The organism is Streptomyces sp. NPDC059443, assembly GCF_042750105.1.
In the GTDB taxonomy this organism is placed as follows: Bacteria; Actinomycetota; Actinomycetes; order Streptomycetales; family Streptomycetaceae; genus Streptomyces.
Genome location: NZ_JBHYVM010000038.1, coordinates 45840 through 56796 on the forward strand (window position 1 = coordinate 45840; position 10957 = coordinate 56796).

At 72.2% G+C, this 10957-nt stretch carries 12 protein-coding genes; 7 read left to right on the plus strand and 5 right to left on the minus strand.

Features of this window, described 5'->3' with window-relative positions; all coding sequences use genetic code 11:
* Positions 1–40: 40 nt before the first annotated feature.
* From ACFXDJ_RS29795 to ACFXDJ_RS29815, 5 genes are read right to left on the minus strand one after another with little or no spacing between them, the layout of a single operon-like run.
* On the minus strand, positions 41–979 hold the full coding sequence (locus ACFXDJ_RS29795) for a tyrosine-protein phosphatase (protein ID WP_384663547.1): 939 nt from the start codon (positions 977–979) through the stop codon (positions 41–43).
* A 57-nt stretch (positions 980–1036) separates the two neighbouring features.
* Positions 1037–2137 carry an NAD(P)H-dependent flavin oxidoreductase gene (locus tag ACFXDJ_RS29800; protein WP_384663545.1) on the minus strand — a complete coding sequence of 367 codons (1101 nt, stop codon included), beginning with the start codon at positions 2135–2137 and terminating at the stop codon, positions 1037–1039.
* Between the two features lie 22 nt (positions 2138–2159).
* Positions 2160–2909, minus strand: coding sequence for a CoA-transferase subunit beta (locus tag ACFXDJ_RS29805; protein WP_384663543.1), 750 nt, complete (start codon positions 2907–2909; stop codon positions 2160–2162).
* Positions 2906–3757, minus strand: coding sequence for a CoA transferase subunit A (locus ACFXDJ_RS29810; RefSeq protein ID WP_384663541.1), 852 nt, complete (start codon positions 3755–3757; stop codon positions 2906–2908). Before ACFXDJ_RS29810 ends, ACFXDJ_RS29805 begins: the two co-directional genes overlap by 4 nt.
* Positions 3754–4509: an enoyl-CoA hydratase family protein gene (locus ACFXDJ_RS29815; protein ID WP_384663539.1), complete on the minus strand. Its 756-nt coding sequence runs from the start codon at positions 4507–4509 to the stop codon at positions 3754–3756. Before ACFXDJ_RS29815 ends, ACFXDJ_RS29810 begins: the two co-directional genes overlap by 4 nt.
* A gap of 56 nt (positions 4510–4565) precedes the next feature.
* On the opposite strand from ACFXDJ_RS29815, the gene ACFXDJ_RS29820 reads away from it, so the two are divergent.
* The 7 genes from ACFXDJ_RS29820 to dmpG all read left to right on the plus strand — a co-directional run bounded on the left by ACFXDJ_RS29820 (position 4566) and on the right by dmpG (position 10762).
* The gene (locus tag ACFXDJ_RS29820; protein WP_384850898.1) at positions 4566–5330 is read left to right on the plus strand and encodes an SDR family oxidoreductase; all 765 of its coding nucleotides are present in this window, start codon (positions 4566–4568) and stop codon (positions 5328–5330) included.
* A gap of 1 nt (position 5331) precedes the next feature.
* Positions 5332–6240 carry an SDR family oxidoreductase gene (locus ACFXDJ_RS29825; protein ID WP_384663223.1) on the plus strand — a complete coding sequence of 303 codons (909 nt, stop codon included), beginning with the start codon at positions 5332–5334 and terminating at the stop codon, positions 6238–6240.
* A gap of 286 nt (positions 6241–6526) precedes the next feature.
* On the plus strand, positions 6527–7174 hold the full coding sequence (locus tag ACFXDJ_RS29830; RefSeq protein ID WP_384663221.1) for a DUF4360 domain-containing protein: 648 nt from the start codon (positions 6527–6529) through the stop codon (positions 7172–7174).
* Positions 7175–7209: 35 nt separating this feature from the next.
* The gene (locus ACFXDJ_RS29835; RefSeq protein WP_384663219.1) at positions 7210–7869 is read left to right on the plus strand and encodes a DUF4360 domain-containing protein; all 660 of its coding nucleotides are present in this window, start codon (positions 7210–7212) and stop codon (positions 7867–7869) included.
* Between the two features lie 149 nt (positions 7870–8018).
* Complete coding sequence (locus ACFXDJ_RS29840; protein WP_384663217.1) at positions 8019–8804, plus strand: 2-keto-4-pentenoate hydratase; 786 nt, start codon at positions 8019–8021, stop codon at positions 8802–8804.
* Positions 8805–8810: 6 nt separating this feature from the next.
* The gene (locus ACFXDJ_RS29845) at positions 8811–9713 is read left to right on the plus strand and encodes an acetaldehyde dehydrogenase (acetylating) (RefSeq protein ID WP_384663216.1); all 903 of its coding nucleotides are present in this window, start codon (positions 8811–8813) and stop codon (positions 9711–9713) included.
* Entirely contained in the window at positions 9710–10762 is a 1053-nt protein-coding gene (gene dmpG, locus ACFXDJ_RS29850; RefSeq protein WP_384663214.1) for a 4-hydroxy-2-oxovalerate aldolase, read from the plus strand. The genes ACFXDJ_RS29845 and dmpG overlap by 4 nt, the downstream gene beginning before the upstream one ends.
* Positions 10763–10957: the final 195 nt, after the last annotated feature.

Below are 10957 nucleotides of genomic sequence, written 5' to 3' on the forward strand. Positions count from 1 at the left end.
CCCGGCTCAGTGCTGTGCGCGGCGGCCGGCGGACCGGCGGCTAGTGGACCATCTTGGCCTGGAGCTTGGCCAGGGTCTTCACGTCCAGGCCGAGGCCCTGGGTGAGGTACCCGTAGAAGCTGCCGTAGTCGGCCTCCATCTGCGTGGTCGCCGCGTCCAGGTAGTCCTGGCGGACCTCCTGGAGCGGGATCAGCAGATCGGGGTTCTGCATCCGGCCGGACTGCTTGAGGCCCGCCCGCACCTGGGCGTCGTACGCGCCGCGGAGGGTGTTCGAGGCCAGGTAGTCGCGCTCGGCGGCGTCCTGTGGGACGGCCAGCGCGCGCAGCAGTACGTAGCTCATCCAGCCCGTCCGGTCCTTGCCGGAGGAGCAGTGGTACAGCATCGGGCCCTGGTTGCCGTCGGCGATCTCGCGGAGGGTGGTCGCGAACTGCGCCCGGCTGTCGGGGTTGGTCACGAACGTGCGGTAGATGTCGCGCATGTACGCCTCGGCGCGGCCGCCGCCGAGCATCTGCTCCTGCTTCACGGGGTCACCGCTGCCTATCGCGGAGACCAGGGTCCCGTACAGGCCGAGGTCGCTGACCGAGCGGGAGGTGGAGGTCAGCCCGGCGGGCAGCTTGTCGGCGCCGTCGTACTGGACCTCCATGGGGATGCGGAAATCGACGACCTTCGTGAGGCCGAGACCGGAGACGTTGGTGACGTCGGCGGCGGTCAGCTTGCCGAGCGCGTCGGAACGGTATACCAGTCCCTGGCGGACCTGGCCGCCGGTCCAGGTGCGGTAGCCGCCGAGGTCGCGGACGTTGACCGCGCCCTGGAGGGGGATCTGGCGAATCGTTTCCGTCGGCAGCAGGTGGTGCCGGGAGGCGCTGGTGGCGCCGGTGGCACGGTTCACCGGCGCGGCGTACGCGGCGGCGGGCAGGGTCCCGATGGCGAGGGCGGAGACGAACACCGCGGTCGCCAGGCGGATTCGGGCACGGCTCATCTGGGGCAACTCCTGTAACGGAGAAGGGAATCACCCTGGTGGTGGCAGGGTGCCGAGCTAGTCGGGTACTTCGCGCGGGGGGAGTTCGTACGGGGGCGGTGCGTGGGGGGGAGTGAGGCCGTGCAGTCGTTCCAGCACGGCGTGTGCCTCGGCCATGACGCGGTCGACGAGCTCCGCACAGGACGGAAGGTCCTCGATCACGCCCGCGACCTGGCCCGATGCCATGACACCGAGGTCCGTACGGCCCTCGACCATGGACGCCTTGAGGAGCATGGGGGTGTTCGCGGCGAGCAGCACCTGGCTCCAGGACAGGTCCTTGCCGTGTTTCATCGCGAGGCCGTCGCGGACCATCTGCGACCAGGACAGGCCCGAGATCTTCTTGAAGCCGGCCGCGTGGCGCACGGCCTTGGCCAGCGCCTTCGTGCGGCCCGCCCGCTCCAGGGACACGACCAGCTCGCTGCGGAGCATCCGGTGCGGGAGGCCGTCGACGGCCGTGGTGACGGTGATGTCCTTGACCCCCGCCTTCAGGTACTCCGCCTTGACCGCGTCCGGGACGGTGGAGTCGGAGGTCAGCAGGAACCGGGTGCCCATGGCGATGCCGGCGGCCCCGTAGGACAGCGCGGCGACCAGCCCGCGGCCGTCGCTGAAACCGCCCGCCGCGATCACCGGGATGCCGACCGCGTCCACCACCTGGGGCAGCAGCACGGTCGTGGCCACGTCACCGGTGTGCCCGCCGCCCTCGCCGCCCTGCACGATCACCGCGTCCGCGCCCCACGCCGCGACCTTCTCGGCGTGCCGGCGGGCCCCGATGGAGGGGATCACGATCACCCCCGCGTCCTTGAGCCGGGAGATCAGCTCCCTGGACGGGGCGAGCGCGAAGGACGCCACCCGGACGCCCTCGTCGATGATCAGCTGGGCGCGCTCGGCCGCGTCCCCGGCGTCCGCCCGCAGATTGACCCCGAAGGGGGCGTCCGTACGGGATTTGACCTCGTGGACCGCGGCCCGCAGCTGCTCCAGCGTCATCGTCGCCGAGGCCAGGATCCCGAGGGCGCCCGCATTGGCCGCCCCCGACACTAGGCGCGGGCCCGCCACCCAGCCCATGCCCGTCTGCACGATCGGGTGCTCGACCCCGACCAGTTTGGTGAATGCCGTCTCCATCGGCCGCTTCGCCCCCATCGGATCAGACCCGTACTTCCCGGTCGCGCAGGCCCTTGGGGTCGATGACCTCGCGGATCAGCCGCAGTTCGCCGGCGGTCGGCTCCCGGGTGTACGGGACCTCGTCCGCGATGGCCAGCTCGAAGCCGGTGGCCGCCGCCACCTGCTCCACCGTGACGCCCGGATGCACCGAGACGAGGCGCATCGAGTGGTCCGGGCCGGTGAAGTCGAAGACTCCGAGATCGCTCACCACGCGCGGCAGCCGGTGGAAGCGGGTGACCCCGGCCGCCTGCGCGCGGTCGTAGCCCACCCCGCTCACCATGTCGACGCGCTCGACGAACACCCGCGCGGAGTGCTTGGGGATCCAGTAGCTCACCGGGTTGTTCAGGGTGTTCACCGGAGCACCGCGCACCCCCAGGAGCTGGCGGGCCGGCCGCTCCCAGTCGCCGATGCAGGAGATGTTCTGGTTGCCGAACCGGTCGATCTGACTGGCGCCCATCATCACGTGGCGGCGCCCACCGGTGACCATGGTCAGGTGGCGGCGGTACGGGAGCCAGCCCTCGGCCGTGCCGTCGAGACCGACCAGCATGGCCTCGCCGTCGGTGAGCAGGAGGTCGGGGGAGAAGGTCCGCTTCGCGAGCCGGGCCCCGAAGGACGGCACCAGACCCATGGGGCTGGCCAGCACCTCGCCGTTGTCGCGCCAGGCCTCGGCGCAGGCGATCACGCAGTACTCGGCGCGGGTGACCGTGGCGGTGGTGGTGGTCGGGCTGCTCACTTCTGCTCCTCGTGCCAGGCCTGGACGGCGGACCGGTAGGCGTGCTCGCTGTCGCCGGAGAGGAAGCGCTCGGCGAACTCGGGCCAGGGGGTGGTGGCGTACAGCTTCTGGAAGGCCTCGTCGCGGTCGTAGTCGGGGACGCAGGAGGTGAAGTGCGCCCCGCCCGGGGTCTCCACGACCCCGGTGACCGAGTGGCGGCTGACGAGGAGGGACTGCGGGGGGCCGGCCTTGGAGAGCTCCGCGGTCTCGACGATCTGCTCGCAGGAGACGTACGCGGCGTCGGCGGCCTCGCAGAAGAGGTCGTCGAAGTACGGGTCCGGTCCCAGGTACTGGGCGTTGCCGAGGCGGTCGGCGCGGTTGAGGTGGACCAGGGCCGCGTCCATGCGCAGGGCGGGGACGGCGACGAACTCCTCGCCGTCGGCATAGGGCGAGGTGACCGTCCGCAGCTCGGGGTTGACCCGCATGACGTCGGAGCCGAGGGCGGCGCGGACGGGGAGGAAGGGCAGCCGGTTGGCGGCGGCGTGCAGGCCCCACATGAACATGGCCTCGTCGAGCTCGGTGAGGGGGAAGGCGGCACGCTCGCGGGCGGCCCGGAAGTGCGGCTCCAGCGGGATCGAGTCGAGGGTCGCGAAGGGGGCGATCAGCTTGCCGATCTTCCCGGCGGCGGCGAGCAGCCCGACGTCGGGGCCGCCGTACGAGATCACGGTGAGATCGGTGATCTCGGAACGGAGCAGTGCACGCACCAGGGCCATGGGCTTGCGCCGCGACCCCCAGCCGCCGATCCCGATGGTCATCCCGCTTCGCAACCGCCCGACGACCTCGTCCGGGGTCATGGTCTTGTCCGTCATGCGCTGTGTCCCTGTCCCTTCCCGAAGGTGTCGCGGACCCGGTCGGCGACCCCGCTGAGGTTGGCCTCGAAGGTGAAGCCCTGCTCGAAGCGGTAGCTGCGGCGCACGTCCACCGGGTCGATGCCGTTGATGGCGGCCTTGGCCAGCCGTAGCAGATAGCCGTCCTTCTTCGCGATCTCGGCGGCCAGCTCCAGGGCGGCCGCCCGCAGTTCGCCCCGCGGTACGACCTTCCACACCGAGCCGTGCGCGTGCAGTTCTGCGGCGGTCGCGGTGCGCGAGGTGTAGTAGAGGGTGCGCATCATGTGCTGCGGGACGAGCCGGGCCAGGTGGGTTGCGGCCCCGAGGGCGCCCCGGTCCAGCTCCGGCAGTCCGAAGGTCGCGTCGTCGGAGGCGACGATGGCGTCGGCGTTGCCGACCAGGCCGATCCCGCCGCCGAGGCAGAAGCCGTTCACGGCCGCGACGACCGGGACCTCGCACTCGTACACGGCGGCGAAGGCCTCGTAGCAGCCCCGGTTGGCGCCGATGAGCGAGGCGTGGCCGGTGTCGCGCTGCATCTCCTTGATGTCGACTCCGGCGTTGAAGCCGCGGCCCTCGGCGGCGAGCACGACGCACCGGACCTCCGGGTCGCGGCCGGCCGCGCGCAGGGCGTCGGCGAGGTCGTACCAGCCCTGCACGGGCAGTGCGTTGACGGGCGGGAAGTCGACTGTGACGAGTGCGATGCCCTTGTCGGGGCTTGAGGTGGAGACACCCATGAGCGGATCAGCTACCTTTCCACCAAACATTTGTTAGGTGAGGAAGGTAGCAGCCGATGGAGCTCAACGGGAGGGTTGTCGTCGTCACCGGCGGAACCCGGGGCGTCGGCGCCGGGATCGCGCGGTCGTTCCTCGCGGCGGGGGCGCACGTCCTCGTCTGCGCGCGGCGCCCGCCGGAGGAACCGGTGGCGCAGGGCGGCCGCGAGGCGGAGTTCACCGCCCTGGACCTGCGCGATCCCGCCGCCGTACGGGGCTTCTTCGCCTCGGTCGGCGAGCACCACGGGCGCCTGGACTGCCTGGTCAACAACGCCGGCGGGACCCCGTACCGACTGCTCGGCGAGGGCGAGGCGGAGCGCCACGCGAGGGTGCTGGAGCTGAACCTGACCGCCCCGATGACCGCCTCGCTGGCCGCGTACCCGTTGCTGCGGGAGTCGCGGGGCTCGGTGGTGATGATCGGCAGCGTCAGCGGGACCCGGCCCTCGCCGGGGACGGCGGCCTACGGGGCCGCGAAGGCGGGCCTGGAGAACCTGGCCCGCTCGATGGCCGTCGAATGGGCCCCCGAGGTACGGGTCAACTCGCTGGTCCTGGGCATGGTGCGGACCGAGCTCGCGCACCTGCACTACGGCGACGAGGCGGGCATCGCGGCGGTCGGCGCGACCGTCCCGCTGGGGCGGCTGGCCGAACCCTCGGACGTGGGGGAGGCGGCGGTGTTCCTGGCCTCCGACCGGGCGGGGTACGTGAGCGGGGCGAGCCTGCTCGTGCACGGGGGCGGCGAGCGCCCGGCGTTTCTGGATGCGGCAACTGCGAACAAGGAGATGTGACATGGGACTTGCCGAGGGCCGTGTGGTCATCGTGACCGGCGCGGGGCGGGGGCTGGGCCGGGCCCACGCGCTGGCCTTCGCGGCGGAGGGGGCGCGGATCGTGGTGAACGACCTGGGCGTCGGCCTGGACGGACTGCCCGGGGCGGACAGCCCGGCGGCCCAGGTGGTCGCGGAGATCCGGGCGCTGGGCGGGGAAGCGGTCGCGCACGGCGGGGACATCGCCACGCCGGAGGGCGCCGCCTCGCTGGTCGAGACGGCCGTCTCGACCTTCGGACGGCTGGACACCCTCGTCAACAACGCGGGGTTCCTGCGCGACCGGATGCTCGTGAACCTGGACGAGGACGACTGGGACGCGGTGATGCGGGTGCACCTCAAAGGCCACTTCCTCCCGCTGAAGTACGCGGCGGCGCACTGGCGGGCGGAGGCGAAGGAGGGGCGCGAGGTGGCCGCGCGGGTCGTCAACACCTCCTCGGGAGCCGGGCTGCTGGGCTCGGTCGGGCAGGGCAACTACAGCGCGGCCAAGGCGGGCATCCTGGGCCTGACCCTGGTGTCGGCGGCGGAGATGGGCCGGTACGGGGTCCAGGTCAACGCGATCGCGCCGGCCGCCCGGACCCGGATGACGGAGCAGACGTTCGCGGAGACCATGGCCGCCCCGGGGGAAGGGGGCTTCGACGCGATGGCCCCGGAGAACGTCTCCCCGCTGGTGGTGTGGCTGGGCTCCGACGCCTCGGCCGGGGTCACGGGCCGGGTCTTCGAAACGGAGGGCGGCCGCATCACGGTGATGGAGGGCTGGCGGCCGGGCCCCACGGCCGACCGCGGCGCCCGGTGGACCCCGGCGGCGGCGGGCGAGGCGGCGGCGAAGCTGCTGGCGGCCGCGGAGCCGCCGCAGCCGGTGTACGGGGCGCGGTAGGGCCCGCCGGGCTGTCAGGATCCGCCTGGCCGTCAGGATCCGCCCGGCCGGCAGGATCCGCCCGGGTTCCGGACATCCTCGGGGCCCGGGGCGGGTCGGTGGCCGACGGGGGTGGGGGAGGCGGGCTGATGGGGGCGGGTCGGCCGGGGATGCGGACTCGTGGGTTCCGGCCAGGCCGCGCGGGGGCGGAGGCGTTGTCCGTATCGGGTCCTTACCCGGCCCGACGGCGCATGGTGGCATGTCCATGCCGAATCTGGCATTCCCGCGACGGACGGAGCATCCGGACATGCCCCTGCGCAGACTGGCCCTCGGGGCCGCCTCCCTCACCCTGGTGGCCCTGGCCGCCCCCGCCCAGGCCGACACCACCTCAATACCGCCCGGCCGGATCACCGTGGAGGTGGTCGGGGCCAACGGCTCCGGCTGCCCCGCCGGGACCACACAGGTGGCGGCGGCCCCCGACAACACCGCCTTCACCGTCACCTACAGCGACTACCTCGCCCAGACCGGCGCCGGCTCCGGCGGCACCGAGTTCCGCAAGAACTGCCAGCTCGCCCTGCGCGTCCACGTACCCCAGGGGTTCACGTACGCCATCGCCCGCGCCGACTACCGCGGCTTCGCCAGCCTCCAGCGCGGCGCCTTCGGCCAGCAGCGGGCCGGCTACTACTTCCAGGGCGCCACACAGACCGCCCGTACGGTCCACCAGTTCAACGGCGCCTACGCCGACAACTGGCAGGCGAGCGACGAGACCGGATACCAGGACCTGGTCTTCGCCCCCTGCGGAGAGGCGCGCAACCTCAACGTCAACACCGAACTGCGCGTCTACGCGGGCTCGTCGAGCCCCCAGGCGCTCAGCTTCATGAGCATGGACTCGACGGACGGCAGCGTCAGCACCGTCTACCACTTCGAATGGAAGGAATGTCCGGCCACCGCCTGACCGCCGACAGCGCGTACGCAGAAGGAGTGACAACGATGTCCCTTCCCTTGTCCCGCACCCTGCTCATCGGCGGCGCGGCCGCCGCCCTGATCGCCACCGGGGCCCCCGCCCAGGCGGCCCCCATCACCGTCCCGCCCGACAAGATCGTGATCGAACTCGCCACCGTCAACGGCTCCGGCTGCCGCGAGGGCACCGCCGCCGTCGCCGTCTCCCCCGACAACACGGCCTTCACGGTCACCTACAGCGAGTACCTCGCCCAGGTCGGCTCCGGCGCCCCGCCCACCGCCTTCCGCAAGAACTGCCAGCTCAACCTGCGCGTCCACGTCCCGAGCGGCTTCACCTACGCGATCGTCCAGGCGGACTACCGGGGCTTCGGCAGCCTCCAGCGCGGCGCATGGGGACAGGAACGCGCGAACTACTACTTCCAGGGGATGTCGCAGACGGCCCAGCGCACCCACCAGTTCAACGGCCCCTTCAACGACAACTGGCAGTCGACCGACAAGACCGAATACGCCGACCTCGTCTGGGCCCCGTGCGGCGAGGAACGCAACTTCAACATCAACACCGAGCTGCGGGTGAACGCCGGCACCTCCGGCCCGCAGGCCCTCAGCTTCATGGCCATGGACTCCACCGACGCGAGCGTGAACACCCTCTACCACCTCGCCTGGCAGACCTGCCCGCCGCACAAGTCGTAGCGGCCGATACGAAGGAGGGGGCGGGGCCGACGTGCGACCGGCCCCGCCCCCGCCGCCTTTCCCGCTCAGCGGGAACACCCCCTCCCGCCCCCGGCCGGGCCGCGCCTACCGTCTGGCGCACCAACACACCACCGCAGCCGGGAGGACCCATGCTGAACGACCGGCGCCGGCGCGAGGCCGCCGAGGTGCTGCGCACGGCGCAGGCGCGGCGCAGGCCCGTGCGGCCGCTGAGCGAGACGTTCGAGGGGATCGGCGCGCAGGACGCGTACGAGATACAGCTCATCAACATCCGCCACCGCGTGCGGGGCGACGGCGCCCGCGTCACCGGGCACAAGGTCGGGCTGTCGTCCCCCGTCATGCAGGCCATGATGGGCGTCGACGAGCCCGACTACGGGCACCTGCTCGACGCGATGGAGCTGCGCGAGGACACCCCGGTCCCCGCGGCCGCCTACTGCGCGCCCCGCGTGGAGGTCGAGATCGGCTTCGTGCTCGGCGCCGACCTGCCCGGCGAGGGCTGCACCGCGGACGACGTGCTCGCGGCGACCGAGCGGGTCGTCCCGGCCCTGGAACTCATCGACAGCCGGATCGCCGACTGGCGGATCTCCATCGCGGACACCATCGCCGACAACGCCTCCTCCGCCGGATACGCGATCGGGGAGGGCGCCGACCCGCGCGAAATGGACCTCAGGGCCGTCGAAGCCACCCTGACCAGCGGCGGCGAGCTCCTCGCGAGCGGGCGCGGCGACGCCGTGCTCGGGGATCCCGCCGAGTCCGTGGCCTGGCTGGCGCGGACCGTGGCCCGCTTCGGAGTACCGCTGCGCAAGGGCCACCTGATCCTGCCCGGGTCCTGCACCCGCGCCGTGGACGTGGCCGCCGGGCGGACCTACACCGCCGAGTTCACCGGGCTCGGCCCGGTGTCCCTCTCCTTCATCTGAGGTGCCATGACGAACACAGGGAAAGCGACCGCCGCCATCGTCGGCTCCGGGAACATCGGAACCGACCTCCTCTACAAGCTCCGCCGCTCCCCGTACATCGAGCCCCGCTGGATGATCGGCGTGGACCCCGCCAGCGAGGGCCTGGCCCGTGCCCGCCGCTTCGGACTCGACGCTTCCCACGGGGGAGTGGACTGGTTGCTCGCCCAGGACGAGCTGCCGGACCTGGTCTTCGAGGCCACCTCCGCCTCCGTGCACCGGGCCAACGCCCCGCGCTACGCCGAACTCGGCATCAAGGCGATCGACCTGACACCGGCCGCCGTCGGCCCCGCCGTCGTACCGCCCGCGAACCTGACCGCCCACCTCGACCGGGACAACGTCAACATGATCACCTGCGGCGGCCAGGCCACCATCCCCATGGTGTACGCCGTCTCCCGCGTGGTCCCCGTCGCCTACGCCGAGATCGTGGCCTCGGTGGCCTCCGTCTCGGCCGGCCCGGGCACCCGCGCCAACATCGACGAGTTCACCCGCACCACCTCCCGGGGCATCGAGGAGATCGGCGGCGCCGGACGCGGCAAGGCCATCATCATCCTCAACCCGGCCGATCCTCCGGTCATCATGCGCGACACCGTCTTCTGCGCGATCCCGGCCGATGCCGACCGCGAGGCCATCGCCGCCTCCGTCAAGCAGGTCGCCGAGGACGTGGCCGCGTACGTACCCGGCTACCGGCTGCGCACCGAGCCGCAGTTCGACGATCCCTCCCCGCTCAACGGCGGGATGGCCCGGGTCGCGATCTTCCTGGAGGTGGAGGGCGCCGGCGACTACCTGCCGCCCTACGCCGGAAACCTCGACATCATGACCGCCGCCGCCACCAAGGTCGGCGAGGAGTTCGCCAAGGGGATGACGAAGTGACCACCCGTTCAGTGACCACCTACTCCGACACCCTCGACATCCGGATCACCGACTCCTCCCTGCGCGACGGCTCGCACGCCAAGCGCCACCAGTTCACGGGCGAGGACGTGCGCTCGATCGTGACCGCCCTGGACGGCGCCGGGGTCCCCGTCATCGAGGTCACCCACGGGGACGGACTCGGCGGGTCCTCCTTCAACTACGGCTTCTCGAAGACCCCCGAGCAGGAGCTCATCAAGATCGCCGCGGACACCGCCCGGAACGCGAAGATCGCCTTCCTGATGCTGCCGGGGCTCGGCGTGAAGGACGACATCCGCGCCGCGCACGGCAACGGCGGCGCGATCTGCCGGATCGCCACCCACTGCACCGAGGCCGACATCTCCGTCCAGCACTTCGGGCTCGCCCGCGAGATGGGCCTGGAGACCGTCGGATTCCTGATGATGGCCCACTCCACCACCCCCGAGAACCTGGCCCGGCAGGCCCGCGTCATGGCCGACGCCGGCTGCCAGTGCGTGTACGTGGTCGACTCCGCCGGCGCCATGGTCATGGACGAGGTCACCGACCGGGTGGCGGCGCTCGTCGCCGAGCTCGGCCCGGACGCCCAGGTCGGCTTCCACGGTCACGAGAACCTCGGGCTGGGCGTGGGCAACTCCGTCGCCGCCGTCCGCGCCGGGGCGCTCCAGATCGACGGTTCCACCCGCCGCCTCGGCGCGGGCGCGGGCAACACGCCCGTCGAGGCCTTCGCCGCCGTCTGCCAGAAGATGGGCATCCGCACCGGCATCGACGTACTGAAGATCATCGACGCCGCCGAGGACGTGGTCCGCCCCGTCATGGACGAGGAGTGCCGGCTCGACCGGATGGCCCTCCTCATGGGCCACGCCGGCGTCTACTCCAGCTTCCTCAAGCACGCCTACCGCCAGGCCGAGCGCTACGGGGTCCCCGGCGCCCAGATCCTCCTGCGCGCGGGCGAACGCCGCCTAGTCGGCGGCCAGGAGGACCAGCTCATCGACATCGCGGTGGAACTGGCCAATTCCAGCCCCGCCGGCCTCTGAGGCACGGGCCGACGCCGGCCACATCCGGCCTCGCTGGCCAAATCAGGCCTCGCCTGCCAATCCGGCCCTGCCTGCCAATCCGGCCCCGGGGGGGGGGGGGGGGGGGCGGCCCGCGGGGGGGGGGGGGGGTGTGGGGGGGGTGGGGGGGGAGCGGTCTGGGCGGGGCGCGGGAGCCCACCGCGCAAGACACATGTG

Bases quoted from the DNA above. Each gene is read 5' to 3' on its own strand.
- ACFXDJ_RS29795 (WP_384663547.1), bottom strand. From the start codon at position 979: ATGAGCCGTGCCCGAATCCGCCTGGCGACCGCGGTGTTCGTCTCCGCC.
- ACFXDJ_RS29800 (WP_384663545.1), bottom strand. From the start codon at position 2,137: ATGGAGACGGCATTCACCAAACTGGTCGGGGTCGAGCACCCGATCGTG.
- ACFXDJ_RS29810 (WP_384663541.1), bottom strand. From the start codon at position 3,757: ATGACGGACAAGACCATGACCCCGGACGAGGTCGTCGGGCGGTTGCGA.
- ACFXDJ_RS29815 (WP_384663539.1), bottom strand. From the start codon at position 4,509: ATGGGTGTCTCCACCTCAAGCCCCGACAAGGGCATCGCACTCGTCACA.
- ACFXDJ_RS29820 (WP_384850898.1), top strand. From the start codon at position 4,566: ATGGAGCTCAACGGGAGGGTTGTCGTCGTCACCGGCGGAACCCGGGGC.
- ACFXDJ_RS29825 (WP_384663223.1), top strand. From the start codon at position 5,332: ATGGGACTTGCCGAGGGCCGTGTGGTCATCGTGACCGGCGCGGGGCGG.
- ACFXDJ_RS29830 (WP_384663221.1), top strand. From the start codon at position 6,527: ATGCCCCTGCGCAGACTGGCCCTCGGGGCCGCCTCCCTCACCCTGGTG.
- ACFXDJ_RS29835 (WP_384663219.1), top strand. From the start codon at position 7,210: ATGTCCCTTCCCTTGTCCCGCACCCTGCTCATCGGCGGCGCGGCCGCC.
- ACFXDJ_RS29840 (WP_384663217.1), top strand. From the start codon at position 8,019: ATGCTGAACGACCGGCGCCGGCGCGAGGCCGCCGAGGTGCTGCGCACG.
- ACFXDJ_RS29845 (WP_384663216.1), top strand. From the start codon at position 8,811: ATGACGAACACAGGGAAAGCGACCGCCGCCATCGTCGGCTCCGGGAAC.